The organism is Kribbella sp. NPDC051936, from assembly GCF_040680955.1.
GTDB lineage: Bacteria > Actinomycetota > Actinomycetes > Propionibacteriales > Kribbellaceae > Kribbella.
Genome location: NZ_JBFAXS010000003.1, coordinates 127569 through 153552, shown reverse-complemented (window position 1 = coordinate 153552; position 25984 = coordinate 127569). Strand labels below are relative to the sequence as shown.

24 protein-coding genes are annotated in these 25984 nt (G+C 70.0%); 12 read left to right on the top strand and 12 right to left on the bottom strand.

Annotated features, from left to right (window positions below; genetic code table 11):
- Window positions 1-9 precede the first annotated feature (9 nt).
- Window positions 10-1125, bottom strand: coding sequence for a TAXI family TRAP transporter solute-binding subunit (locus tag AB0L64_RS10935; RefSeq protein WP_363709983.1), 1116 nt, complete (start codon window positions 1123-1125; stop codon window positions 10-12).
- Between the two features lie 190 nt (window positions 1126-1315).
- Here AB0L64_RS10935 and AB0L64_RS10930 point away from each other — a divergent pair, with 190 nt between their 5' ends.
- Together AB0L64_RS10930 and AB0L64_RS10925 are read left to right on the top strand one after the other, a co-directional pair.
- Complete coding sequence (locus AB0L64_RS10930; protein ID WP_363709982.1) at window positions 1316-4330, top strand: glycoside hydrolase family 38 C-terminal domain-containing protein; 3015 nt, start codon at window positions 1316-1318, stop codon at window positions 4328-4330.
- A gap of 182 nt (window positions 4331-4512) precedes the next feature.
- Window positions 4513-5838: a cytochrome P450 gene (locus AB0L64_RS10925; RefSeq protein WP_363709981.1), complete on the top strand. Its 1326-nt coding sequence runs from the start codon at window positions 4513-4515 to the stop codon at window positions 5836-5838.
- A gap of 54 nt (window positions 5839-5892) precedes the next feature.
- Here AB0L64_RS10925 and AB0L64_RS10920 read toward each other — a convergent pair whose 3' ends face one another.
- Complete coding sequence (locus AB0L64_RS10920; protein ID WP_363709980.1) at window positions 5893-6396, bottom strand: DUF5709 domain-containing protein; 504 nt, start codon at window positions 6394-6396, stop codon at window positions 5893-5895.
- 67 nt (window positions 6397-6463) lie between these two features.
- Here AB0L64_RS10920 and AB0L64_RS10915 point away from each other — a divergent pair, with 67 nt between their 5' ends.
- A complete protein-coding gene (locus AB0L64_RS10915) occupies window positions 6464-7618 on the top strand; it encodes an FUSC family protein (RefSeq protein ID WP_363709979.1) in 1155 nt (384 codons plus the stop codon).
- Between the two features lie 495 nt (window positions 7619-8113).
- Here the strand turns inward: AB0L64_RS10915 and AB0L64_RS10910 are convergent, their stop codons facing one another.
- The 4 genes from AB0L64_RS10910 to AB0L64_RS10895 all read right to left on the bottom strand — a co-directional run bounded on the left by AB0L64_RS10910 (window position 8114) and on the right by AB0L64_RS10895 (window position 10556).
- The gene (locus AB0L64_RS10910; protein ID WP_363709978.1) at window positions 8114-8524 is read right to left on the bottom strand and encodes a type II toxin-antitoxin system VapC family toxin; all 411 of its coding nucleotides are present in this window, start codon (window positions 8522-8524) and stop codon (window positions 8114-8116) included.
- Entirely contained in the window at window positions 8524-8793 is a 270-nt protein-coding gene (locus AB0L64_RS10905; RefSeq protein ID WP_363709977.1) for a hypothetical protein, read from the bottom strand. The genes AB0L64_RS10910 and AB0L64_RS10905 overlap by 1 nt, the downstream gene beginning before the upstream one ends.
- A 157-nt stretch (window positions 8794-8950) precedes the next feature.
- Window positions 8951-9394 (bottom strand): OsmC family protein, encoded by a 444-nt coding sequence (locus AB0L64_RS10900; protein ID WP_363709976.1) that lies wholly within the window; start codon window positions 9392-9394, stop codon window positions 8951-8953.
- Between the two features lie 7 nt (window positions 9395-9401).
- Window positions 9402-10556, bottom strand: a complete 1155-nt coding sequence (locus AB0L64_RS10895; RefSeq protein ID WP_363709975.1) for a phosphatidylinositol-specific phospholipase C1-like protein — start codon at window positions 10554-10556, stop codon at window positions 9402-9404.
- A gap of 87 nt (window positions 10557-10643) precedes the next feature.
- Between AB0L64_RS10895 and AB0L64_RS10890 the strand changes: the two genes are divergently transcribed.
- Window positions 10644-11261, top strand: a complete 618-nt coding sequence (locus AB0L64_RS10890) for a TetR/AcrR family transcriptional regulator (RefSeq protein WP_359940412.1) — start codon at window positions 10644-10646, stop codon at window positions 11259-11261.
- 30 nt (window positions 11262-11291) lie between these two features.
- On the opposite strand, the gene AB0L64_RS10885 is transcribed toward AB0L64_RS10890, so the two are convergent.
- Both AB0L64_RS10885 and AB0L64_RS10880 read right to left on the bottom strand, forming a co-directional pair.
- The gene (locus AB0L64_RS10885; protein ID WP_359940415.1) at window positions 11292-11684 is read right to left on the bottom strand and encodes a DUF3592 domain-containing protein; all 393 of its coding nucleotides are present in this window, start codon (window positions 11682-11684) and stop codon (window positions 11292-11294) included.
- Window positions 11685-11876: 192 nt separating this feature from the next.
- Window positions 11877-13733 (bottom strand): DUF5107 domain-containing protein, encoded by a 1857-nt coding sequence (locus AB0L64_RS10880; RefSeq protein WP_363709974.1) that lies wholly within the window; start codon window positions 13731-13733, stop codon window positions 11877-11879.
- A 36-nt stretch (window positions 13734-13769) separates the two neighbouring features.
- Here AB0L64_RS10880 and AB0L64_RS10875 point away from each other — a divergent pair, with 36 nt between their 5' ends.
- Both AB0L64_RS10875 and AB0L64_RS10870 read left to right on the top strand, forming a co-directional pair.
- On the top strand, window positions 13770-15425 hold the full coding sequence (locus AB0L64_RS10875) for an FAD-binding dehydrogenase (protein WP_363709973.1): 1656 nt from the start codon (window positions 13770-13772) through the stop codon (window positions 15423-15425).
- 75 nt (window positions 15426-15500) lie between these two features.
- Window positions 15501-16667, top strand: a complete 1167-nt coding sequence (locus tag AB0L64_RS10870) for a tannase/feruloyl esterase family alpha/beta hydrolase (RefSeq protein ID WP_363709972.1) — start codon at window positions 15501-15503, stop codon at window positions 16665-16667.
- Here the strand turns inward: AB0L64_RS10870 and AB0L64_RS10865 are convergent.
- Both AB0L64_RS10865 and AB0L64_RS10860 read right to left on the bottom strand, forming a co-directional pair.
- A complete protein-coding gene (locus tag AB0L64_RS10865; RefSeq protein ID WP_363709971.1) occupies window positions 16651-17532 on the bottom strand; it encodes an RIO1 family regulatory kinase/ATPase in 882 nt (293 codons plus the stop codon). The genes AB0L64_RS10870 and AB0L64_RS10865 overlap by 17 nt on opposite strands.
- 150 nt (window positions 17533-17682) lie before the next feature.
- The gene (locus AB0L64_RS10860; RefSeq protein ID WP_363709970.1) at window positions 17683-18396 is read right to left on the bottom strand and encodes an NIPSNAP family protein; all 714 of its coding nucleotides are present in this window, start codon (window positions 18394-18396) and stop codon (window positions 17683-17685) included.
- 169 nt (window positions 18397-18565) lie between these two features.
- Between AB0L64_RS10860 and AB0L64_RS10855 the strand changes: the two genes are divergently transcribed.
- The 4 genes from AB0L64_RS10855 to AB0L64_RS10840 are packed head-to-tail and all read left to right on the top strand — an operon-like array spanning window position 18566 to window position 21934.
- Window positions 18566-19360 (top strand): sigma-70 family RNA polymerase sigma factor, encoded by a 795-nt coding sequence (locus AB0L64_RS10855; protein ID WP_363709969.1) that lies wholly within the window; start codon window positions 18566-18568, stop codon window positions 19358-19360.
- Between the two features lie 18 nt (window positions 19361-19378).
- A complete protein-coding gene (locus tag AB0L64_RS10850; RefSeq protein ID WP_363709968.1) occupies window positions 19379-20242 on the top strand; it encodes a hypothetical protein in 864 nt (287 codons plus the stop codon).
- A 36-nt stretch (window positions 20243-20278) separates the two neighbouring features.
- Window positions 20279-21184, top strand: coding sequence for a Ku protein (locus tag AB0L64_RS10845; RefSeq protein ID WP_363709967.1), 906 nt, complete (start codon window positions 20279-20281; stop codon window positions 21182-21184).
- A 24-nt stretch (window positions 21185-21208) separates the two neighbouring features.
- Complete coding sequence (locus AB0L64_RS10840; RefSeq protein ID WP_363709966.1) at window positions 21209-21934, top strand: sulfite exporter TauE/SafE family protein; 726 nt, start codon at window positions 21209-21211, stop codon at window positions 21932-21934.
- Here the strand turns inward: AB0L64_RS10840 and AB0L64_RS10835 are convergent.
- The gene (locus tag AB0L64_RS10835) at window positions 21903-22565 is read right to left on the bottom strand and encodes a hypothetical protein (protein WP_363710524.1); all 663 of its coding nucleotides are present in this window, start codon (window positions 22563-22565) and stop codon (window positions 21903-21905) included. The genes AB0L64_RS10840 and AB0L64_RS10835 overlap by 32 nt on opposite strands.
- Window positions 22566-22729: 164 nt before the next feature.
- On the opposite strand from AB0L64_RS10835, the gene AB0L64_RS10830 reads away from it, so the two are divergent.
- Window positions 22730-24820 (top strand): thiamine pyrophosphate-dependent enzyme, encoded by a 2091-nt coding sequence (locus tag AB0L64_RS10830; RefSeq protein ID WP_363709965.1) that lies wholly within the window; start codon window positions 22730-22732, stop codon window positions 24818-24820.
- Here the strand turns inward: AB0L64_RS10830 and AB0L64_RS10825 are convergent.
- A complete protein-coding gene (locus AB0L64_RS10825) occupies window positions 24813-25289 on the bottom strand; it encodes a DUF1992 domain-containing protein (protein WP_363709964.1) in 477 nt (158 codons plus the stop codon). The genes AB0L64_RS10830 and AB0L64_RS10825 overlap by 8 nt on opposite strands.
- An 87-nt stretch (window positions 25290-25376) precedes the next feature.
- Between AB0L64_RS10825 and AB0L64_RS10820 the strand changes: the two genes are divergently transcribed.
- Entirely contained in the window at window positions 25377-25958 is a 582-nt protein-coding gene (locus AB0L64_RS10820; protein WP_363709963.1) for a hypothetical protein, read from the top strand.
- Window positions 25959-25984 lie beyond the last annotated feature (26 nt).

Genomic DNA, 25984 nt, shown 5'->3' with positions numbered 1-25984 from the left:
CCGGGTGACTCAGATGTGGTTCTGGCGGTACCAGCGCTCGGCGGCGGGGTGCAGCGGCACCGGCATCGTGGCGATCGCGGAGCGCGGGTCCAGCGCACCGGCTTCGGGGTGACCGCCGGTGCCCGGGCTGGCTCCGGGCGACGGCGTGCCCTTGATCAGGTCGTTCTGCCGGCGGAACAGGGTGTTGACCGTCCACCAGGCCCAGGAGTCCGACAGGTTCGGCTTCGCGATCAGGTAGTTCGGGATCGCCAGGGTCGGCACCGACTGGGCCAGCCCGTACTGCGAGGGCGGGATCGCCGACACCATGAACCCGCCGAACTCCTTGAGGGCGATCGCCTCCGCGACGCCGCCGATGTCCAGCAGCCGGAATCCGATGGTCTTCTGCAGCGCGACGATCGGATCGGTCGGCACACCGCCGCTCCAGACGAACGCGTCGATCGACCCTTTGGCGGCACCGGGCCTGGGCTGCAGCGCGGTGACCATCTCTCCCAGCGTCAGGTTCTTCCGGGTGACGGCGACCGTGGCCGGGTCCAGCGTGGGGTTCTTCTGGATCACGTCGGCGCGGGCCTTGTCCAGGATCAGGTTCGCGACGATCTCGGTCCCGGAGTCCTTGGGGCCGACGCCGACGACCATGCGCCGCGACGGGCTGTCCTTGCTCGGGAACAGGTCGTCCAGGCTCTTCGCCTTCGACGCCATCGGTACGACGACGTGCACGTAGTTGTCGTACACCCGGGCCAGCGCGGTGAAGCGCAGCGCGCCGGTGCTGAACTCGCCGGTGCCCTCGTACGCCGCGAGCGCGGAGTCCGACGTACACAGTCCGAGGTCGGCCTTGCGGCCGGAGACCCGGTACAGGTTGTCCACCGACCCGTCGGTCACGATCGGCTTCAGCTCCATGCCGGTGACCTCGCTCACCAGCCCGCTGAGCGCCGTCCCGAACGTGTTGTAGACGCCGTTCAGGTTGCCGGTCGCGAAGATCCCCGCCTCCGAGGGCGCCGGCTCGTCGGCGCGACCGCGCGAGCAGCCCGGCAGCAGCAGTCCGGAGGCCGCGGCGGCGCCGAAACCGAGGAAACCGCGGCGGGTCAGCCCGGTCGGCCGGGCAGGGGTCAGCAGGCGGGGGCGATCCATGCAGGACAACCTAGACAACAATGAGGCCTTGCGGGTAGCCGCGGCGGCGGCCCGCAACCCAACCGCTACGCAGCGAAATTCCACACAGCGAGAGACAAACTGCGTCTGGACGCGGCCGGGGTCGGTGTGACAGCGTTGTCAGCCGCGGCCTGGTCGGCCGCGTGAGGATCCTTTCCCGGAGGCTGATTTCGTGCACGACGACCGTCAACTCATCGAGGAGCGGCTCAAGCGCGCCCTGCGGGAGCGACTCCGCCCCGCGATCTACGGCGCGGCGGTCCCGCTGGACATCGAGGTGTGGCACGCACCCGGTGAGCCGGTGTCACCCGCCGAGGCGCTCGCCCAGACCTACGAGCCGGCCGCGATCGGCCTGCCGTGGGGCCCGGCCTGGGGCACCGCCTGGTTCAAGTTCAGCGGCCAGGTGCCTGCCGAGTGGGCCGGCCGCGAGATCGAGGCGGTCATCGACCTCGGCTTCAGCGGCGGCCCCGGCTTCTCCGCGGAGGGCCTGGTGCACACCACCTCGGGCCGGCCGCTGAAGGGCCTGCACCCGCGGCAGACCTACGCCCCGCTGTCGATCCTCGGCCCGGACGGTACGGCGGCCTCGCCCGGCGACCGGATCGAGTTCTACGTCGAGGGCGCCGCGAACCCGGAGATCCCGCTCGACAACGCCTACGCGAAGGTCGACATCGGCGCCAAGCTCGGTGAGACGCCGATCTATCAGCTCACCCGCGCCGACCTGGCGGTGTTCAACGCCGAGGTGTGGGACCTGATCCTGGACCTCGAGGCGCTCGACGGTCTGCAGCGCGAGCTGTCCCTGCAGGACCCGCGCCGCCGGGAGATCCTGCGGGCGCTCAGCCGCTCGCTGGACGCGCTGGACTACGAGGACGTGGCCGGCACGGCCGCGGACGCCCGCGCTCAGCTGACCGAGGTCCTGAGCCGGCCGGCTCACGCAAGCGCGCACCAACTGTCGGCGGTCGGCCACGCGCACATCGACTCCGCGTGGCTGTGGCCGCTGCGGGAGACCCGCCGCAAGGTGGCCCGGACGGTGTCCAACGTTGCCACCCTGGCCGAGGAGTACCCGGAGCTGGTCTTCGCGTTCTCGCAGGCCCAGCAGCACGCCTGGGTGAAGGAGAACTACCCGGAGGTCTGGGAGCGGCTGAAGAAGGCCGTCGCCGAGGGGCACATCGTCCCGGTGGGCGGCATGTGGGTCGAGTCCGACACCAACCTGCCCGGCAGCGAGGCGCTGGCCCGGCAGTTCGTGCATGGCAAGAAGTTCTTCCTGGACGAGTACGGGATCGACACCCAGGAGGTCTGGCTGCCAGACTCGTTCGGCTACACCGCGGCGCTGCCGCAGCTGGTGAAGCTGTCCGGCTCGAAGTGGTTCCTGACCCAGAAGATCTCCTGGAACAAGGAGAACAAGTTCCCGCACCACACGTTCTGGTGGGAGGGCCTGGACGGGACGCGGGTGTTCACCCACTTCCCGCCGATCGACACCTACAACTCCGACCTGTCCGGGCGCGAGCTCGCGCACGCGCAGCGCAACTTCCAGGAGAACGGCGCCGCGACCCGCTCGCTGGTCCCGTTCGGGTACGGCGACGGCGGTGGCGGCCCCACCCGCGAGTTCGTCGCGACCGCGCGCCGGGTGGCGAACCTGGAGTCCTCGCCGCAGGTGACGATCGAGTCGCCGACGGAGTTCTTCAGCGCCGCCGAGGACGAGTACCGCGAGCACGCGCCGGTCTGGTCCGGTGAGCTCTACCTGGAGATCCACCGGGCGACGTACACGTCGCAGGCCAAGACCAAGCAGGGCAACCGGCGGACCGAGCACCTGCTCCGCGAGGCCGAACTGTGGAGCGCGGCGGCCGTCGTCGCGGGCAAGCTCGACGCGTACCCGTACGAGGACCTCGACCGGCTGTGGAAGGTCGCGCTGCTGCACCAGTTCCACGACATCCTGCCGGGCTCCTCCATCTCGTGGGTGCACCGCGAGGCCGAGGCGACGTACGCCCGGATCGCCGACGAGCTGAACGCGATCATCGCCACGGCGCAGCAGGCGCTGGCCGGCTCCGGTGACGCGCAGATCGTCTTCAACGCGGCGCCGCACTCGCGCAGCGGCGTTCCCGGCCTGGGCGCGGGCGTCCCGGCCGGCGAGGGCCAGGCCGTCACGGTCGAGAACGGCGTCCTGGACAACGGCCTGATCCGGGTCACGATCGACGAGCGCGGCCTGATCACCTCGCTGTACGACGTGGAGGCTTCGCGTGAGGTGATCGCACCGGGCGCCGTGGGCAACCTCCTGCAGCTGCACGTGGACACCCCGAACCACTGGGACGCGTGGGACGTCGACTCGTTCTACAAGAACAACGTCCGGGACGTGACCGAGGTCGACAGCGTCGACTTCAGCACCGTCGACGGCGTCGCGACCGTGGTCGTGAAGCGGTCCTTCAACCGGTCCACGGTGACCCAGACGCTGCGGGTCCGCCCGGGCGCCAAGCGGGTCGACATCGAGACCGAGATGGACTGGCACGAGGCGGAGAAGTTCCTCAAGGCGGCGTACCCGGTCGACGTGCACGCCGACCGCTCGGCGTCCGAGACGCAGTTCGGGCACATCTTCCGGCCGACCCACCAGAACACCTCGTGGGACGCGGCGAAGTTCGAGATCGCGGCGCACCGCTGGGTGCACGTCGGCGAGCCCGGGTACGGCGTAGCGGTGGTCAACGACTCGACGTACGGCCACGACATCAACCGGACCGCGCGGGAGGACGGCGGCACCACGACCACCATCCGGACCTCGCTGATCCGGGCGCCGCGGTTCCCCGACCCGTTGACCGACCAAGGCGTGCACACCGTGAACCACGCGCTGGTGGTCGGCGCCGGGATCGGTGAAGCGATCGAGGAGGGCTACCGGATCAACCTGCCGGAGCGGGTCGTCACCGGCGCCGAGGGCGTCGCGCCGATCGTTGCTGTCGACAACGACAGCGTGATCGTCGAGGCGCTCAAGCTGGCCGACGACCAGTCCGGCGACGTGATCGTCCGGCTGTACGAGTCGAGCGGCGGCCGCTCGCGGGCGACGGTCACCCCGTCGTTCCAGGCGGCCTCCGTCACCGAGGTCGACCTCCTCGAGCGCCACCTGGCGGACCGGGACCTGCAGGACAACGGAGTCAGCTTCGAACTCCGCCCCTTCCAGATCCTCACCCTCCGCTTCAAGCGTTCCTGACCCGGGCCCCCGGCCTCCACCCCTCCCCCCACCCCGGAGGCCGGCCCCACCCCAGGAGGTTCCACCTCCTACCTCCCGCGCCCGGCGCCGCACAGCGGTGCCGGGCGCGGGTGCCTTGGATCGTCGCAGCACTTGTGGCGTTCGATGCCCGGCGTTCACCCGGCTGACGTAGCGTGAAAAGCATGGCTCCGACACCCTTGCTCGGTTCCCGCACGCTCGACCGTCAGACCGCCCGCACACTGCCGCCCGGCCCGAAGCTGCCGACGCTCGCCCAGACCGTGCTGTTCGCGAGTCACCGCCGCACGTTCTTCCCGCGGATGCGGGCCAAGTACGGCGACGTGTTCACGATCCGCCTGGTGCCGTCGAGCCGCGTCTGCGTCGTGCTGAGCCGCCCGGAGCACATCCGGGAGGTGTTCGGCAGCCCGCCGTCGGTGATGCACGCCGGCGAGGGCAACACCGTGCTCGAACCGATCATGGGTTCACACTCTCTGCTGCTGCTCGACGACGAGGACCACGTGCGGATGCGCAAGCAGCTGATGCCGGCGTTCTCCGGCGCCGCGCTGCGCGGGTACGCCGCGATGGTGCTCGACCTGGCCCGGACCGAGGTGGCGAAATGGCCGGTCGGTGAGCCGTTCAGGATGCACCAGCGGATGCGGAACCTGACGCTGGAGATCATCCTGCAGGTGATCTTCGGCGTCACCGACCTCGACCGGCTGAACACGCTGCGCCCGTTGCTGGACAAGATCGTGTCGGTGTCACCGGTGATCATGCTCGGCGGCTTCTACCCGCAACTGCTCCGCGTCCGGCCGTGGAAGACGTACCTGGACACCCAGCGGCAGGTCGACGAGATCCTGTACGACGAGATCGCCGCGCGCCGGGAGACGTTCGCCGGCCGCACCGACGTCCTCTCGCGGTTGCTTGCTGCCGGCAACTGGTCGGACGTGGAGCTGCGCGACCAGCTGGTGACGTTGCTGCTGGCCGGGCACGAGACGACGGCGACCGCGCTGGCCTGGACGTTCCACGAGCTGGCCCGGCGGCCGGCCGAGCTGGCGTTCGGGCAGCGCGCCGCCGACGCCGGGGCCGACGACGAACTGGAGGCGATCGTCAAGGAGGCGATGCGGCTGCACCCGGTCGTCTACCAGGTCGGCCGGCGGCTGACCGAGACCGCGGACATCGCCGGCTACCGGCTGCCGCGCGGGACGACGATCATGGCCGCGATCGGCCTGGTGCACCGCGACGGCGAGCACTTCCCGATGCCGCAGGACTTCCGCCCGCAACGCTTCCTGTCCGACGATCCGCCCGCGCCCGGCACCTGGATCCCGTTCGGCGGCGGGGCCCGGCGCTGCATCGGCGCGGGCTTCTCGCTGATGGAAGGCACCGAGATCCTCCGCGCCGCCCTGGCCGTCTACGACTTCCACGCGCCGCACCCCAGGCCGGAGCCGCCTCAGGCCAAGAACGTCACCCTCGTCCCGCGCCACGGCGCCGAGGTCGCCGTAACCCCCCGCTGACCCGTCGCCGTCCCCAGCCGGCCGGGCACGGCGGGGCGGCGGGGTGTTGTGCGGTCAGTCCTCCAGGTCGCCGACGTCGCCCAGGTCGACGTCGCGGTAGCTTTCGAGGTCCTGGTCGTCGTCGTCCTCGAGCTCGAAGTCGTCCTCGTCGTCGACGACGTGCACGGCCGCCTCCTCCGCGCCGGCCGCGGCGCCGTCGATGCCGACGTCCTCGGCGTACAGCTCGCTGTCGTCGTCACTGTGCGCGCCCTCGTCGGAGGCGACCAGGCGGCCCGAGCGTTCCGTGCCGACCTGCGGGCCGCCGACGTCCTCGCCGTCCTCGGCGTACGGGTCGACGTCCGGGACCTCCTGCGCGATCCGCTGGTCCAGGGACTCGCCCTGCAGCGCCTCGTCCGCGGTCGTCCCGAAGCCTTCGCCCGCGGACCACTTCTCCGGCGGCGAGTAGCCCTCGTCGAGCAGATCCGCCACGCCCCGGTCGTCGAGCGTGTCCTCCGCCTGCAGCTGATCCTCGTCGTCGACGGAGTAGCTGCCGTAGTCCTCACGGTTGTTCTCGGTCATGGAGCAACACTGAACCGAGACCGGCACGGGAATCAAGCTGGCGCACCCATCGCGCAGAATGGGGCGCGTGGATCCGGTCAGGCTGACGTTGGACCAGTTGCGGGAGCTGCGCGACGACATCGCGCCCCAGGCCGCGCGGCGGTCCCGCGCCTCGATCGACCGCCGGATCGAACGCTGGCGCAGCCGGGTGTTCTTCATCGCCCAGTGCGCGCTCGCGGCCGGCGTCGCGTGGACCCTCGCGCGCTATGTCATGGGTCACAAGCAACCGTTCTTCGCGCCGGTCGCCGCGATGGTCTGCCTCGGTTTCAGCTTCGGTCAGCGGCTGCGCCGGGTCGCCGAGGTGATGGTCGGCGTGGCGGTCGGCGTCGGCGTCGGCGACCTGTTCGTCAAGGTCTTCGGGACCGGCATCCTGCAACTGGTGTTCGTGATCGCGCTGGCGATGAGCGTCGCCGTCCTGCTCGGCGCCGGCAACCTGATGACCACCCAGGCGGGCGTCCAGGCCGCGATCGTCACCACGCTGCTGCCCAACCCCGGCGCCGGCTTCAGCCGCTGGCAGGACGCTGCGCTCGGCGGACTGGTCGCGCTGGCCGCGGCCACGATCGCACCCGCGGCGGCGATCCGGCGCCCGCGGCAACAGGCGTCCGGGGTGCTGAACGAGCTGGCCGAGATTCTGGTCGAGACCGCCGACGGTCTGCGGACCCGCGACGAGGAGGCGGTCACCGACGCGCTCCGCCGCGCGCGGGCCAGCGAGTCACGGCTCGACGACCTGCGCAGCGCCGCCGACGAGGGGGTCGCGGTCGTACGGCTGTCCCCGTTTCGCCGCCGGCACCGCGGGCGGGTCCAGGAGATCGCCGATCTCGTCGTACCGCTGGACCGTGCGATCCGGAACACGCGCGTGCTGGTCCGCCGGTGCGCGGTGTCGGTGTGGCGCGACGAGGCCATGCCCGCGGAATACCCGATGCTGCTCGACCGCCTCGCCGACGGCACCCGCCTGATCGGCGAGTCCCTGTTCGAACCGGCCGCCGACGTGGCCGCGCACCGCGTTCTGGGCGAGCTGGGCCGGCGGACGGCGGACCTGCCGCAGCCGGCCGGACTGTCCGCGGTCGTCGTCCTCGGTCAGCTCCGCTCGACGATCATCGACCTGCTCGAGCTGACCGGTACGTCGTACGACGAGGCTCGCAAGCTCGTCCCGCTGCGCCCGGACGGGCTCGACGAGATGTAGTGACTCAGGTCACAGACCGGATTCCCGTCATACCTTCGGGACCGCGGCGTCTCACCGGCATGACGATCCACCGACTGATGACCACGATGGCCACCGAGCAGGTCCGTGAGCTCGAGGACCTCCTGGCCCGGACCACCGACGACCGGACCGACGCCGCCGCCGAGCACTAAAGGCGCCAGCCGGACGAACGGACCCGGGCGGCGCACCCGGACGGTCTTGCCCACCGAGCCAGACCGCACGGAAGTCGCACACAAACGCAGAGGCGCCCCAGTGCGAAGCGCCCCCGGATCCGTTACCGGTGCACCGCCACAGAGGTGCACCCCACCACCCGCCGACCGTCCTGACGCCGTTTGCGCGAGGCTCAGGCCGGTCGGCGGGTGGTTCTATTTGCCAAACAGAAGTAGATGAGTGAACGCTCCGCGCGGGAGTCGGCGGCGCATAAAGCTCGTCACCCGGTGCGAACCGGACAACCCCAGCGGCGTGCAGCGACAACTGTCAGTCGCGCCCCGGCGACGCGACCGCGAGCGCGTTCCGGCGGCAGGCGTCGGCCAGGCGGTCGTCGTACGTGACCACCAGGTCGGCGTCGATCAGCACCGCGGTCGCGAGATGCAGTGCGTCGAGATTGCGCAGGATCAACGGCTCGATCCGCCGGGCGACGCTGACGACCTCACCCGTCATCGGGCGTTCGTCGATGCCGGACATCGCGCCCTCGATGAGGTCGCCGGCATCGGCAGGCTTCCTGACTCGGGCCAGGACTACGCGAGAGACCTCGACCCAGGCAAGTGAGGACGACGCCAGTACGTCGCCCTGCTCGTACCGGCCGTCCAGGAACTCCACCAGGTCGTCGGACTCGTCCTCGGCGACGACTCGCTTGATCAGCGCGCTGCTGTCGAAGTAGATCCGCATCAGAAGCGGTCATCGCGGTCGAGCAGGTCGAGGCTGGTGGTGCCCTTCGGCAGCCGCAGGCGTGGTGTCACTTTGCGGTACGGCACTCTGGCCGGCTGGACGGCATGCTCGGCCCGGGCACGCTCACGCTCGCCGGCCTGGTCCGCCGTATCGATCAGGTGCAGCCGCCGACCGAGCGCGTCCCGGACGATCTCTTGCTGCGACAGGCCGGTCCGTGCCGACTCCGCCTGAAGCGCGGTCGTCACCTCAGGTGGGAGTCGCAGGTTCATGGCCATGGACGATGGTACCACGCTGGTACCATGCATGGTACCGCTCAGCTGAGGGACCCGACCGCCGAGTGACGCCGGCCCACGAAGCCGCCAGGCACCCAACCAATACTTCTATTTCTTCTTTTCCTGTTTCTTTTGTCTTTTCTTCTTTGATCCGTCAGGCGGCAACTGTGATCTCGGTGGTCACCGAGTTCGCGATGAAACACTCGCGGTGCGCGACTTCGTGGATCCGCTTGATCGTGGCGGCGTCCGGCTCGGGGCCGTTCCAGACGATCTTCGGGTGCAGCGTCACCTGCGTGATCGCCGGCCGCCCGGTGGGTCCGGGCGCCATCACCCCGACCGCGTGGTCGTCGTACGCGTCGACGACCAGTCGCTTCCGGGCCGCGATCGCCAGGAAGGTGAGCATGTGGCAGGACGAGATCGCCGCCACGAACGCCTCCTCCGGGTCGACCGGGCCGGGGTTCCCCAGGTATTTCGGGTTCGCCGAGCCCGGCACCGTGACACCGCCGTCGAAGCGCCACTCGTGGTCGCGGTCGTAGGTGTCGTAGGTGAACTCGTTCGCACCACGGCTCCAGCTGATATCGACCACGTGCTCCGACATGCTCAGGTCACCTTCCCGCGACGTCTCCGTGGCACCAGGTCGGCGCCGTCACCGGATTGCATCGTACGGCGGTACGCCCGGGCAGCTTGGCGACGAAGTCGCTGTCGTACCGCGCGGCCATCCCGGCGACCGGCCAGTCGGTCGTCACCACCTGCGCGCCGCTGGCCAGGGCGATCCCGAGCCGGCTGTAGTCCTTGTCCCGGATCGTCGCCATCGGCTCGTCGGACCGGGTCCGGATCAGGTACCCCTTCGCGACCAGCCGCTGGATCTCGGCCTGGTTCGCGCCCCGCGGGTCGTTCACCTGCGTGATCGCCGCATCCGGCGCACCTTCGGGACCACGGGTGAAGACCGCCCGGCCCTCGAGACTCTGGTGACCGGTCCGGTAGAGGTCGCGGATCGCGCCCGGGCCGCCGTTGTCGAAGTAGAACAGCACCTGGCCGCGGACGTCGTCGAGTTTCGGCCAACCCTTGGTCAGCACCGATTGCTCCAGGGTCAGGCCGGGCTTGCGGACGTCGTCCGGCGTCAGCAGGTCCTTCTCGGAGAACACCGACCGGATCTCGCGGTCGACGCCTTCCAGGTTGGCCGCGTCCCACGGCGGGGACTGCACGCCGCCGGCGGCGACCACCTTCGGGTCGGACTGCTTCAGCTCGAGGTTGATCGTGATCGGCACGTGGTTCGGGTGCTGGTCCGACCACGACTTCACCTGCTGCAGGCACAGCACGAAGGTGTCGCAGGTGGTGTTGTAGTCGAAGTCCGGGATGTGCATGACCTTGATGCCCGGCTGCGCCATCGCCGGGTCGGTGAGCGGCCCCTGCCCGGTCAGTTTCCGGATCAGCGGATACGTGTACAGACCGCCGTCCGGGTCCGGCAGCAGGTCGAGCTCGAGCGTGCGGACGTTCTGGTCCTCGAGCTGCTGGGTGATCGGCGCGTGCGAGTACCAGAGGTCGACCGATCCCGGGTTCTGCGCCTGCTGGACCTTCTGCTCGGCCGGGCCGAGCTCACGGTGGTACGAGTTGTGCGAGCCGATCATCTGCACCTGGTTGAAACGCAGACCGCCGCCGTTCCCGCTCGAGTGATCCCGGCTGAGGGCCGTACCGGCGACCCCGGACGCGGCCAAGGCGACGGATGCAAGGCCCGCAACAGCTGTCTTGTTGATGCGCATACGAGTTACCCCTCCTCATGACCAACTGTCGGCAATCTGTCACAAAGAGGTGGCAACGTTGTCCCCTCGAGCGTGGACAATAAATGAATGGTGACTTCGGGGGCCTATCCGCTGCGCAGGACGCCGACCCAGGACCGGGCCAGCCGGCAGGTCGAGCGGATTCTGGACGCGGCGTGTGCCGAGGTGGTCGAGCGCGGGTACGACGCGGCGTCGACGAGCGGGATCGCGAAGCGGGCCGAGATCGCGGTCGGCAGCGTGTACCGGTACTTCCCGGACAAGCGCAGCCTGATCCAGGCGATCGAGCGGCGGAACCAGGCGCGCTACACCGACGCGGTCGGGGAGCGGCTGGCGGACGTGACGAGCTGGCGCGCGGCGGTCGACGTCACGCTGGAGACGTTCCGGGAGATGCACCGGACCGACCCGGGCTTCAAGGCGGTCGTGCTGAGCGGGCTCGGCGACCCGGAGCTGGAGGCGAAGCCGGGCGAGTTCGACGACCAGCACGCCGGCGAGTTCGCGGAACTGCTGGCGGCGCGGTTCGGCGCCCGCGACTCACGGGACTTCCGGCTGGCGGTGACGCTGAGCATCACGATGGGCGAGGCGCTCGCTCACCTGGCGGACCGGTTGTCCGCGGACGAGGCGGAGTACGTCCTGGATCAGGGCCGGCCGGTGCTGTACAACCTGCTCGCCCCCCACCTTCCTGCTTGAGCCGGAGAGGAGGCTCAAGCAGGTGTTCCGTCAGGCCGCGGACGGCAGGCCCAGGGCCGGCCAGTGGCTGACCCGGCCCGCCAGGCGCGCCCGGCGCGGGTTCCGGACGTCGTACGCGACGATCACCCGGTCACCCTTGGCGTAAGTAATCCTGCTCCCGACCGGGAACTTGCGAGCGACCTCGTACGGCCCCTCACCCCGGCGGGTGTAGTACTCGACGATGACCTCGGTGTAGACCGCCGGGGCACCGCTCTGCAGTTGGCCGCGGACCGGGCCACGCACCCGGATCACTCGTCCCGCGGTCTTCTCTTCCGTGCCGGTGGGGATCTGGGACGGCCGAAGACCGGCCAGAACTTCGGTCACGATGAAGGCCGCGACCACCAGCACCAGGCCGAACCCACCGAGTACAACGATCGTCAACATGGCACTCACCCCCGACGCGCCGCCCGCGAGCGACGCGGTCGTTGTCGAAACTGCCTTGCGCGGCCCTTGCCGCACACCGGTGGGACGCCACCGGACTCCACTTGGTTCCAGGTAAGTACAAAAACTTTTCTACAGGACCATAGTAGAGTCCGGTGGAGTGGTGTTTCTAGAGGTAGAGTTGACCTGAAGTTGTCAGTTTCCGCCCATTCCGAACTGGTACTGCGGCGGTACTGGCCGGTGCGTGCCAAGTGCCTCCTCGGCGGCCAGCCAGTAGTCGGTCAGCGGGTTCGCCCCCTCCCGGACCGTGGCCAACTGGATCCCGGCAGCCAGCAGGTCGTGTGCCGTCGCCGGGTCCCCGGTCTCCAGCGCGTGCCGGACCCGCAGCAGCTGGATCCGCGGGTCGTCGGGCGCCTGCGCCAGCATCCGCTCCGCCCGCGGTACGTCGGTGTCGAGCGCGGCCGCGACGGCCTCCACGACAAGCGGCACCAGGTCGGGCCGGAATGCGACAGCGCGCTCGTAGTACCCCAGCTCGCCCGTGACGAGCCCGAGGTTGCGCAGCGCCCACACGTTCTCCCCTGACTGCCGCCACGCCTCGACCGCACCGTCGACGTCACCGTCGTAGTGCCGCGCCACACCCCGGTGATACCAGACGAGCCAGTTGTCCTCGGCCGCTTCCAGCAGGTCCCGCCACGCCACCAGAGTCCCGTCCGGTACGTCGTCCACGGCAGGCAACTGCCCGTCGAGCAGAGGCAGCCATGCCTGCTCGCGCGACGTCAACGTGTCCTCGCTGAACGGCGTACCGTCCGACACCGTCCAGCCGGTCCGCCGCAGCTCCAGCGCACCCCACCCGGATCCGACGGCAAGCCGCTCCACCGGCGCAGCATCCACCACGCCGAGCCACGCCTCCTCCCGAGCCGGCAGCTGGTCGAGCAACGGCTCCAGCGCCGCGGCCCCGCCGTCCCGCGCTGTCTTCCAGTCCTGGGAGTGCGCACGTGCGGCGTCCATCGACAGCCGTCCGTAAGCCTCCAACCAGTGCCAGGAAGTCTCACCAGGCAACCTCAGATGCTCCATCTGGGTCCGCGCGAGCCCTGCCTGGATCTCGGCGTACCCATCCCCTTCCAGCCCCGGCGACAACCACTCCTGCCACCGTCGCCCGCCGTCTCCTTGGCCCCACACGAAGAGCTTCCGGCCACGCAGCCGCCCGGTCGACGCCTGCACGAGCCCGTCACCGGCCCCGTCGACGGACGCGATCCACGACCGCTCCCCGGCCAGCGGCTCGAAGAAGTAGTCGATGGCGCGCGGATGCCGCATCGGATAGGTCAGGTCCGTCGTCACGTCGACGAGGTCGAGGCGGCTGCCGTAGCCGAACTGCCAGGCCTGGTCGGCCGGCACCAGCACGCGGTGGTCCGGGGACTGCGGGACCGCGATGTTCGACCACCAGTACGCCGGGACGTCGACGTCGGACGGGTTCTGCAGCCGGACCCCGACATACAGGAACTCCGAGTCCTCCGGCAGCCAGAAGTCGAGCTGGGTGACCAGGTTCCGGGTGCGTTCGAGCTCCCACAGCCGCAGGACCGGCGTACCGTCCGGGCCTTCGACGCGGGCGGCGTGCATCGGCGCGCAGGTGCCGGTCCAGTGGCCGGTGCTGCCGACGTTCCACTCGACGCCGCCGGCGAACCAGGCGTTGCGCAGGGCGAGGTTCGCGGGCTGGAAGACCGGGTTGCGGTAGAGCAACTCCTGCCCCTGGTGGACGAGCGAGTAGAGCCGGCCGCCGAGGCTCGGCAGGATCGTCGCGCGCACGTGGTCGTTCTCCAGCACGAGCGCCGGGAGCGCCGTCTCGACCAGGGTGCGGTCGTACCCGTCCTGGTTCAGGCACGGCAGCGGGCTGTGCAGGCGCCCGTACTCGACGTTCGCCCGCAGGTCCGCGGGAAGCTCGGCGATGTTCTCGACGTGGTGCGGCTCGCGCTGAGTGCGGAGCGGCGCCAGCGGGTTCTCCGAACCGAGCGAAGCTGCGGGAAGTACGACGTTTTGAACAGAAAAGATCGTCACTGCCACATCTTCCCAAGTGCGCTATACATGGTCGACATGGACGCTGATGTGATCGTCGTCGGGGCGGGACTGGCCGGCCTGGCCGCGACCGCCGAGCTGGCCGACGCGGGCCGGAAGGTGCTGCTGCTCGACCAGGAACCCGAGGCGTCGCTCGGCGGACAGGCGTTCTGGTCGTTCGGCGGGTTGCTGTTCGTGAACTCCCCGGAGCAGCGCCGGATGGGGATCAAGGACTCCCGTGACCTCGCGCTGCAGGACTGGCTCGGCTCGGCCGGGTTCGACCGGCTGGAGGACGAGGACAAGTGGGCCCGGCAATGGGCCGAGGCGTACGTCGACTGGGCGGCCGGCGAGAAGCGTCCGTGGCTGCACGCGCAGGGCGTGCGGTTCTTCCCGGTCGTCGGCTGGGCCGAGCGCGGCGGGTACAACGCCGACGGCCACGGGAACTCGGTGCCGCGGTTCCACATCACCTGGGGCACCGGGCCGGGGCTGGTCGCGCCGTTCGAGCGCCGGGTCCGGGAGGCACACGCGTTGGGGCTGGTCGAGTTCCGGTTCCGGCACCGGGTGGACGAGCTGACGGTGACCGGCGGCGTCGTCGACGGTGTCGCGGGCAAGGTGCTGGAGCCCAGCGACGTAGCGCGGGGGATGCCGAGCTCGCGCGTCGAGGCCGGCGACTTCCAGCTGACCGCGCAGGCCGTGATCGTCACGTCCGGCGGGATCGGCGGCAACCACGACCTGGTCCGCGAGCAGTGGCCGCAGCGGATGGGCCAGCCGCCGAAGCGGATGATCAGCGGCGTACCGGCGCATGTGGACGGCCGGATGCTCGCGATCACCGAGCGGGCCGGCGGCCGGTACGTGAACCGGGACCGGATGTGGCACTACACCGAAGGCATCCAGAACTGGGACCCGATCTGGCCGATGCACGGCATCCGGATCCTGCCCGGGCCGTCGTCGCTGTGGTTCGACGCGACCGGGAAGCGGCTGCCGGTGCCGCTGTTCCCGGGGTTCGACACGCTGGGCACGCTCGAGCACATCATGCGGACCGGGTACGACTACACGTGGTTCGTGCTGACCCAGAAGATCATCGAGAAGGAGTTCGCGCTCTCCGGCCAGGAGCAGAACCCGGACCTCACCGGCAAGGACATCCGCGGCGTGCTCGGCCGGGCGCGCGGCGGCCCGACGGCGCCGGTGCGGGCGTTCATGGACAAGGGCGCGGACTTCATTGTCCGAGGCAACCTTCCGGATCTGGTCCGGGGGATGAACGACCTGACCGGCGAGGGGCTGATCGACCTCGACGACCTCGAGCGGCAGATCCTCGCGCGGGACCGGGAGCTGACCAACACGTTCACCAAGGACCTGCAGGTGACCGCGCTGCGCGGCGCCCGCAACTACCGCGGCGACAAGCTGATCCGGGTGGCGTCACCGCACCGGATCCTGGACCCGAAGGCCGGTCCGCTGATCGCCGTCCGGCTGAACATCCTGACCCGCAAGTCGCTGGGCGGCCTGCAGACGGACCTGGAGTCCCGCGTCCTGCGGGCCGACGGCAGCCCGCTCCCGGGTGTCTACGCGGCCGGCGAGGTCGCAGGCTTCGGCGGCGGCGGTGTCCACGGCTACCGTTCACTCGAGGGCACCTTCGTCGGCGGCTGCCTCTTCACCGGCCGTACGGCGGGACGCGCAGCGGCCAAGGCAGTGTCCTGACGGACCACCGCGGACACCGTGGTTGTGTGCCGCGATCCGATGTCCGGGCGGAAGGACGGCTTCTAGCGTGACGCCATGCGCCGCCTTCTCGCCTTGTCCTCCGCCGTCCTGTTGCTGGCCGGTGTGACCGTGCCCGCCAGCGCCCATCGACAGCTCCACGTCCCGGGTGCCGAGTATCAGGAACTCGCGCACCTGGACGATCTCACCACCGCCGGTACGGTGGCGTCCGGTCATACGAATCCCGCCGACTACGCGGGCCTCACCCACTCCGGGTTGCCGCAGCAGTCCGGCGTACCTGGCGTGCAGATCGACGGGTATTTCCCGGACACCTCGCACACCAACACCAACCACGGCTGGAACCACGACGCGCAGTTCGTGATCCGGCTGCCGCAACGCTGGAACGGCGGGCTGGTCGTCGCCGGCTCACCCGGCGTGCGAGCGCAGTACGCCAACGACAAGTCGATGTCGGACTACGTGCTGTCGCTGGGCTACGCGTACGCCGCGACCGACAAGGGCAACACCGGCGCCGCGTTCTCCACCGACGGCATCCGCCCTGGCGACGCGATCGTCGAATGGAACGTCCGTACGACGCAACTCGCTCGCGCCGCACGCGCCACCGTCGCGCAGCACTACGGCCGCCCGGCGCGCGAGGTGATCGCGGCGGGCATCTCGAACGGCGGCTACCTGGTCCGCTGGCAACTCGAGAACCACCCCGAGCTCTACACCCGCGGCGTCGACCTGGAAGGCACGCTGTGGACGGTCGACGGACCGAACCTGTTCACGTACTTGCCCCAGGCAATCACAGGCTACGAGCAGCATGACACTGCCAAGATCGTGGCAGCCGGATTCAACCCGAAGTCCAGCTTCCTGTGGGACTACCACTACACGGTCTACTGGAAGCTGACCCAACGCATCTACGCGGCGGAGCTCGACCCCACCTACACCGGCACCGAGGCGGACTACGACTACACGCAGCGCCCCGAAGCTCGCAAGGCCATCGCGCGGATCGCTCTGACCGGAAACATCCACCGGCCGCTGACCACGATCCACGGCACGTACGACAGCCTGCTCCCGATCACCCAGGATTCCGACGTGTACGCCGAGCTGGCGAAGCACACCGGTCTGCACACGTACCAGCGGGTCGAGGCAGGCAACCACGTCGACGGCCTCGTCGACACCTACCCCGACCAGCTGGTACCGCTCGTCCCGTACCTGCAGCGGGCGATCAGAACACCATCGTGAGCAGATCGGCGAACAGTTCCTGTTCGTCGATCTCCAGGCCGCGGTTCGTGAACCAGGTGGCCATGTTGTGGCAGTCGCGCAGCAGGAAGTCCATGCCCTTCGGGTTGCCCACGATGTCGATCACCTGCGGGAGATCGATCATCACGATCCGGTCGTGCTGCGCGAGCACGTTGTACGGCGAGAGGTCGCCGTGCGCCAGGCCCGCGCGGGCCAGCTCGCGCATCCCGTCGCGGAGCTGCTCGAAGTACAGGTCGAGCAGCTCCTTCGACGGCCGGACCTGGGCGAGCCGCGGCGCGGCGCCGCCCTCGCCGTCGTCGATGAACTCCATCAGCAACTCGGTGCCGTCGACCTGGACCGGGTACGGCACCGGGACGCCGGCCTTCCACAGCCGGTTGAGGGCGTCCCATTCGGCGTACGCCCACTGCCCGGCCGCGACGGACCGGCCGTGCGAGGTCTTCTTCGCCATCGCCCGGGTGTCGCGGCTGTTGCGGGTCCGGCGCCCTTCGACGTACGCCGTGCTGCGGTGGAAGGACCGGTGCTCCTCGGTGCGGTACCGCTTCGCGGCCAGCAACGAGGACTTCGCCGGGTTGTCGCCGATGGCTTCGACGGCCCGTTCGAGCAGGAAGACGTCGGCTTCCTTACCGGTTTTGAGGACGCCGAGCTCGGTATCGATCGCGGCCTGTTCCGTCACCACCCAGTCCGGGCGGGGATCAGGCCCGCGAGAGCCGCGCTCGACGTCCAGCCAGGTGGACCACCGCTGATCCGGGCCCAGCTCCTCGTCGACCGTGTGGAACTTGAAGACGAAGGCGTCGGCCGGGTCGGTGTCTGAGTAGTTATCGGTGAGTTCGTACTCGGGAAAAGACAACGGAAATGCTCCTGAACCGTGAAGTGGGACTGATGCGGACATGCCGCAGCACAGTGATGGCCATCCGTCAGCCCTCCTTAGGTCCAGGCAGCGCGCGTCGCCGCTCGGGTCAAACCAGGATGCCGGGCGCTCCCGCCGCCCGCAACGCATTTACCGGAACTGCGATCCCGCGGTCGGCCGCAGCCGCAGCTCCTGGGCCGGTTTCGCCGACCGGCAGACCAGCTCGGGCTGCACCTGCCGCTGCCACACGGGCGACGCGGCCAGCTGCCGCCGGTGCTCGTCGTACGCCGTGTCGTCGGCGAACCGTGCGAACCAGGCGAGCACCACCTCGTCCCGCAACGGCAGCTGCGGGAAGTTGTTCTCGGCAACCAGGCTCTCGAACACCGCGACCGGCTCGGCGCCCGTCGCGGTGAGCACCGGGGCGACGTGGTCGGTGAAGAACTCGACGAACTCGTCGTCCTCGCCGGCGCGGTGGTAGACGGCCCCGGCGATCACCGAACCCGCCGCCTCACCCGTCCTCGGCGTGTCCAGGGCCGGGTAGCCGGCGCCGAGCCGCACGGGCCGCAGCAGCAGGGCGTTGTCGGAGTCGATCATCGTCACGTTGGCCGCCGCCGCGTGCGCGCGCCAGTCCGGCCCGAAGTAGAACGCGTTCAGCGCGTCCGCGCGGGCCGGCAGGTCCCGGAAACCGCGGATCCAGACGAACCGGTCGGGGTCGTCCAGATCACGGAACTGACCGACGATGTGCATCCCGGTCCGCTCCTGGGCGTCGACCAGGTGGGTGTCGAAGACGTCGATCAGATCGTCCCGCTTTCCGGGGTGCAGGGTGTACTGGCGCAGGTCGACCACAGCGCAACACTCGTTCATGAGTGCGAGCAAACCATTGAAACCTGACAGTTACTGTCAGGCTACAAGCGTTTCAAACAGCCGTAACAGGCGGGCACTTGAAAGGTCCGGCCGAGTTTGATCTGGTGGAGACAGGTGGTTCAGCCCCCAAGCCACCCGACCTGCACGACGACACGACGAGGTATCTCCCGTGACGATCGCAGCTGCCGAAGTCTCCAAGCAGAGAATTGCCGATGCCACCCACGAGCTGCTGCTCGAGGCCGACACTGTTCCCGATCCCCGCCACCAGGAGTGCCTCGACGAGGTCATCCTGCTGAACGCGCCGGTGGCCAGATCCATCGCCTCGCGCTACCGCAGCAAGGGCGTCGACGCCGACGACCTCGAACAGGTCGCGTACCTCGGGCTGGTGAAAGCCGCGAACGGGTACCGGCTGGACGCGTCGACAGCCTTCCTGTCGTACGCCGTACCGACGATCCGCGGCGAGCTGAAGCGGTACTTCCGGGATTGCGCCTGGACCATCCGGCCGCCGCGCCGGGTGCAGGAGATGCAGGGCAGCATCGCCGCGGCGGAGCCCGAACTGACCCAGCGGCTCGGTCATGTGCCGACCGACCAGGAGACTGCCGAGGCGCTCGGCACGCACCCGTCCGAGGTCGCCGAGGCCACCTCGGTCCGGGGCTGTTTCAGCACGCTCTCGCTGGACGCGCCCGGGGCCACGGACGGCGGGACGAGCCTGATGGAGACGGTTGCCGACGCCGAGGACGGCTACGACCTGGTCGAGAACGTGCACACCCTCACGCCGGCGGTCGCCAACCTCGGCGACCGGGACAAGCGGATCCTCCAGCTCCGGTTCTGCAACGGCTTCACCCAGGAGGAGATCGGCAACGAACTCGGCGTCAGCCAGATGCAGGTCTCCCGGCTGCTGCGCGGCATCCTGGAGACGCTGCGCACCGAACTGGCTGTGCAGCCACCTCCCACGACCGGCTGATTCGGGTACCGTCGCCTGGTGGACTTCGAGGAGGCGGCGGATGCGGTGTACGCGGCGCCGGCGGCCGACTTCATTGCTACTCGCAACGAGCTGGCCAAGCAGCTGAAGGCCGACGGCGACGCGCTCGCGTCGACCCGGCTGAAGGCGCTGCGCAAGCCGACGGTCGCGGCCTGGATCGCGAATCTGGTGGCCCGCAGGCTGCCCGACGAGCTGGACGACCTGCTCGCGCTCGGCGACGAGTTCCGGGAGGCGACCGCCGACCTGGACGGCGAGCGGCTGCGGGAGCTGACGCCGAAGCGCCACCAACTCCTGGACAAGCTGTCCAAGGAGGCCGCGCGGCTCGCGGACGAGGAGGGCCAGAAGGTGAGCGCGGACGTCGGCCAGAAGCTCCGCGAGACCCTCGACGCCGCGCTGGTCGATCCGGCCGCGGGTGACGCCGTCCGCGAAGGACGACTGAGCAGCGCGCTGCGGCACGTCGGTTTCGGCGTGGTCGACGAGACCGGCGAACCGTCCAACGTCACCCCACTCACCGACGAGCGTCGCCAGGCGGCCCGGGACCGGCGGAAAGCACAACAGGCCGAGACCGACGAAAAGGCAACGGCCGAGCGGAAGCGCGAGGCCGCCCAGCGCGAGCAGGACGAGCGGGAGGCCGCCGAGAAGGCGAAGGCGAAACAGGTTTTCGAGGACGCCGTCGCCGCGGCGCAGCAGGCGGAGGCCGAGGTCGAGGACCTGGACACCCAGCTCGACAACGCCCGCGAGGCGCTCGCCGAGGCCCAGGCCCTGGTACACCGCTTGGGCGGTGAGCTCGACGAGGCACGTCGTACCGCCCGGGAGGCGCAGAAGGAGAGCCGCGAGGCCCGCAAGCGCTACAACCGGCTCTGAACTGGGTACCGGCCGGGGCGGCGAGAGGAGCCGACCATGGCGCGGGCGATCTGGAGCGGGTACATCAACTTCGGGCTGGTCTCGGTACCGGTCGGCCTGTACAGCGCGACCCAGGAACACGAGATCGACTTCCACCAGTTCCAGAAGGGGACGTCGGACCGGATCCGGTACAAGCGGGTGAACGAGCGCACTGGCCGCGAAGTCCCGTACGACAAGATCGTCAAGGGCCACGACGTCGGCGGCGGCGAGTACGTGATCGTCGAGCCGGACGAGCTGGACGACATCGCGCCGGGCAAATCCCGGTCGCTGGAGATCGACACGTTCGTCGACCTCGACGACATCGACCCGATGCACTTCCAGAAGAGCTACTACCTCGGCCCGTCCGACTCCGAGAACGCCTCGTCGTACGCGCTGCTGCGGGACGCGCTGGCGAAGACGAACCGGGCGGGGATCGCGAAATTCGTGATGCGCGGCAAGGAGTACCTGGCGACGATCCGGGCCGTCGACAAGGTGCTCGTGCTGGAGACGATGTTCTTCGCCGACGAGATCCGCGACCCGGACGAGGAGCTCGGCACGCTGCCGCGGAAGTCCGGCGCCGGCAAGCAGCTGTCGATGGCCGTCGACCTGATCGAGGCGATGAGCGGCGAGTGGAAGCCGGCCGCGTACGAGGACACCTACACCGAGCGGGTCAAGGAGCTGGTGAAGTCCAAGCACCAGGGCAAGGAGATCGTGTACTCCGAGGAAGAGCCGCAGGCCACGAACCCGACCGACCTGGTCGCCGCCCTCCGCGCCAGTGTCGAGGAGGCTCGCAAGTCCCGCGGCGCCCGCAAGAAGACCGGACCGGCGAAGAAGACCACTGCGAAAAAGACCACCGCGAAAAAGACTGCAGCCAAGAAGAGCACGGCCAAGAAGTCGGCCCAGGGCAAGAAGAAGGCCGCCTGACAGCACCCGCTAGAGTCGGCGGGCGTGGCTGGGCTTCTGCTGGGTGGCGTCGTACTACTGGGAGCGTCGGTCCAGTGGATGACCGGGATGGGGTTCGCGCTGGTGGCGGTCCCGGCGCTGGTCCTGGTTCTCGGCCCGCACGACGGGGTGTCGCTGGCCAACTGCGGTGCCGGGCTGATCTGCCTGGCGGGACTGGCTGAGGGCTGGCGGCAGGTCCGGCTGCGTTCGATGGTGCCGCTGATCGTCGCGGCGGCCTGCACAGTACCGCTCGGTGCCTGGTTTGCCCGGCGCCTGCCCGAGCCCGTCCTTCTCGTCACCATGGGCGCCCTGGTGACGATCGCCGTACTCCTGCTGCTCCGCGGTTTCCGTCTGCGCGCACTGACCGGTCTCGGCGGCGCGGTCGGCGCCGGCGCGGTCGGCGGTTTCATGAACGCGTCGGCCGGACTCGGCGGACCGCCGATGTCGCTGTACGCCGTCAACGCGGGCTGGACGATCCGCGAATTCGTCCCGAACGCGCTCTTCTACGGCGCCGTGGTCAACGTGTTCTCGGTCGCGACGAGCGGACTCCCCGCCCTCGACGCGGGTCGTTGGGCCACCGCCGGCGCGGGGCTGGTGGCCGGAGCGGTCGTCGGGCGCACGCTCGCCGGACGCGTGTCCGAGCCGCGCGCCCGGCTGCTCGTGCTCATGCTGGCGCTGATCGGCGGCGCGACGACACTCCTCAAAGGGGTGTGGGGCCTTCTCCCGGCGTAGGGAGCAGGTAGCGGCTCGGGTTCGCCGGGGCGCCGGCGTCCAGCCAGCGGTGGAAGCCGTCGGGGTTGCGGCGCTCGAACTCGTCGAGGCAGATCCGGCGCACCTCGGCGACGGCCTGGCGATCGCGCAGCCCGGCGCCGTGCGCGAGCTGCGTCGCGGTCTCGGACCACACCCCGCACAGCTCCTCGATGCTGAGCGGGCACTGCAGCGACGCGATCAGCCGCTCGTCCTCCGCGAGCTGCGTCTCAGACAGACGCTTCAGCTTGCGCTGTCGGCGGGAGGGTCGCGGGCCGCGGTCAGGGACGGCGAGATCGATCAGCACGAACACCGCGGCGAGGATCAGCGCCGCCGTCACCCCGAGGGCGCCCCACGCCAGCAGCCGGACCATGCCCGGCAGGCACAACACCGCGGCCGCCGCCGTCGCGGCGACCAGGACCGCCGAACCGTACGGCGCGTCGTCGGTCACGTGCCGGACCACCGCGGCCAGCGGCCAGACGAGCACGAACACCACGACCAGGAGGAGCGACGCCGCGAGCGGACCCAGCAACAGGACACCGGCCAGCGCGCCGGCTGTCCCGACCCCGAGACCGGCCGCGAATCCCGCCCGCCGGACGACGCCGGGAAGGTGCATCACCACAGCTCACTCACCGTCACCACACCCCACAGAGTCCCCCTCGCTCCCCCAACGAACAAGCCCTTCGTACCGTTCCCCGGCCGGCGCGGCGGCAACCAGGTGACCTGTTCAACCCGTGGTCGGAGCTGTGCTCGGCCGGGCGATCCCGGATCATGGATGAAATGAGGACCTTCGCCGACCGCGTCCGCGGCCTCGCCCCGGCCCCGTGGGAGCACGACGCGGAGCTGCTCCGCGGCCTGTTCGACGCTCAGCTCGGCAGCCGGCACGCGGACCTCGCGGCCCGCTGGATGCAGTCCCAGGGCACCGGCTTCTACACGATCGGATCCGCCGGGCACGAGGGCAACGCCGCCGTCGCCGCCGCGCTGCAGCCGACCGACCCGGCCCTGCTGCACTACCGCTCCGGCGCCTTCTACCTGACCCGTGCCGCCCAGTGCGGCTCGAAGGAGGGCCTGCGCGACATCCTGCTCGGCGTCGCCGCGGCGACCAGCGAGCCGATCGCGGGCGGCCGGCACAAGGTGTTCGGGCGGCACGAGCTGTCGGTCATCCCGCAGACTTCGACGATCGCCTCGCACCTGCCGCGCGCGATGGGCGTCGCGTTCTCGATGAACCGGTCGGCCAAGCTCGGCGTACCGTCCCCGTGGCCGGCCGACGCGATCGTGGTGACCAGTTTCGGCGATGCGTCCGCGAACCACTCGACCGCGACCGGCGCGATCAACGCGGCGCTGCACGCGTCGTACCAGGGGTTGCCGATGCCGTTGCTGCTGGTCTGCGAGGACAACGGCATCGGGATCAGCGTGCGCACCCCGGACGGCTGGATCCGGCAGGCGTACGGCTCCCGCCCCGGTCTGCGGTACTTCGACGCGGACGGCACCGACCTCGACGCGGCGCTGTCGATGGCTCGTGAAGCGGCGACCTTCGTACGGCGGAACCGCCGACCCGCGTTCCTGCGACTGCGTACCGTCCGCCTGCTCGGTCACGCGGGCTCCGACGTCGAGACGGCCTACCGGTCCCCCGCGGAGCTGGCCGCCGACGAGGAACTCGACCCGCTGCTCGGTACGGCGCGCTACCTGCTCGGCGCCGGCTGCACCGCCGACGAGATCATCGAGCTGTACGAGGAGAAGCAGGCCGAGGCGCTCCGGATCGCGGCCGAGGTCGCCGGCCTCCCGCAGCTCACCTCGCCCGAGGCTGTCGCCGCGCCGTTGCGCTTCCCTGAGCCGGCCGCGGTGGCCGACGCGTTGCCGCGTCCGGTCACGACCAAGGAGCCGCTGACGCTCAGCCAGGCCATCAACCGGGCGCTGAGCGACGTGCTGGCGTCGTACCCGGAGGCGATGGTCTTCGGCGAGGACGTCGGCCGCAAGGGCGGCGTGTACGGCGTGACGCGCGGACTGCAGAAGGTCTTCGGACCGGCCCGCGTGTTCGACACGCTGCTCGACGAGCAGTCGATCCTCGGCCTCGCGCTCGGCGCCGGCATCTCGGGTCTGCTGCCGATCCCCGAGATCCAGTACCTCGCCTATCTGCACAACGCCGAGGACCAGTTGCGCGGCGAGGCGGCGTCGCTGAAGTTCTTCTCGCAGGAGCAGTACGCGAACCCGATGGTGCTGCGGATCGCCGGCTACGGCTACCAGAAGGGCTTCGGCGGCCACTTCCACAACGACGACGCGATCGGCGTCCTGCGAGACATCCCGGGCGTCGTGATCGCGTCCCCGTCCCGGCCGGACGACGCGGCGTCGATGCTGCACGCGTGTGCGGCGGCGGCCCGGTCGTCGGGCACCGTCAGCGTGTACCTCGAGCCGATCGCCCTCTACCACCGGCGCGACCTGTACGCCGACGGCGACGAGCAGTGGCTCGCGCCGTACGACGGCGAACCCGTGGAGATCGGGCGCGGCCGGACGTACGGCGACGGCACCTGGCTGACCATCGTCACGTTCGGCAACGGCGTCCCGATGAGCCTGCGGGTGGCGGCGCGGGTGCCGGGGATCCGGGTGCTCGACCTGCGCTGGCTGGCGCCGCTGCCGGTGGAGGATCTGTTGCGCGAGGCAAACGTCACCGGGCGGGTGCTGGTCGCCGACGAGACCCGGCGCTCCGGCGGGGTGTCCGAGGGCGTGCTGGCCACGCTGATCGACCACGGGTACGCCGGGCGGCTGGCCCGGGTGACGAGCTACGACTCCTACGTCCCGCTCGGCGCGGCCGCGCACGAAGTCCTGCTCAGCGAACAGACGATCGAGGACGCCGCCCGCGAACTGCTCAGCTGAACAGGCGCTGCCAGAAGGACTTCTTCGGGGGCGTCGACGCCTCCACGGGTTGCGGAACCGGCGTGCGGGACGGGCGATCCATCCGCCACTGGGCGACGACCGCGTCTTCGTTCACCGGGCCTGTCGGCACGACCGGTCCGGTGGTGTCGCGGATGGCGAGCCGGATCCGCTTGTTCAGGTCGGCGAGGTACTCGCGGACCTCGGACTCGCGCCGCATTCCGCGGACCTTCTCGTGGACCTGCTGCTTCTCCTTGCGGAGTTGCATCGCGGACGGCAGCAACGCCTCGGTCTCGACGTCCTCGCGGCGGAGGAAGTCCTTGACCCACCAGTCGGGGTCGTGCTGCTCGGCGAGCTTCAGCGGTTTGCCGGCGCCGGGGAGGTCGTCGAACTCGCCCTGGTTCTGGGCCAGCTTGATCTGGGACTCGACCCATTCCTGGTTGCTCATGCCCGGCGGTCTGCGCTTCGTCATGGCCACACCTCGTCTGTCGTCGTCGACAGTTGCTCCGAGACCTCACCCTACCGGCTTGTGATTGCATTCACAAGGCATACTCGATACGTGCAGCTGACCGACGAAGAGATCGCGGCGATGACGCCGCAGGAGCGGCGGGCGCTGATCCTGCGGCTCGCACCGCGGCCTGCCGGGCTGCCGTCGCGGCGGACGATCGACCGGATCCGCAAATGGCGGACGGTCCTGATGCTGGTCTGCGCGGCCGCCCTGATCCCGTGGACCGTGTACCTGGCCATCACCCTGCCCAGCCACTACGTCGCGCGGAACTGGGTCGCGACCTGGGTCGGGTTCGACATCTTGCTGCTCACGATGCTGGTGCTGACCGCGCTGGCCGGCTGGAAGCGCAAGCAGTTCGTGTTCCCGACCGCGTTCGCGTCCGGCGTGCTGCTGATCTGCGACGCCTGGTTCGACGTGATGACCAGCCAGCGCGGCGGCGACCTCGACCAAGCGCTGCTCAGCGCGTTCCTGGTCGAGCTCCCGCTGGCCGTCGTCCTGATCGCCGGCCCACTACGCCTGCTCCGGTACGTCGCGATCCGGCACGGCATGATCCACCCCGACTCCCACCTGTGGCGGATGCCGATCCCGATCCCGGACCTCTACCCCGACCAGAAGGTGCCGCCGGCGTCATAAGGTGGTGGCCCAGCGTCGGGAGAGGG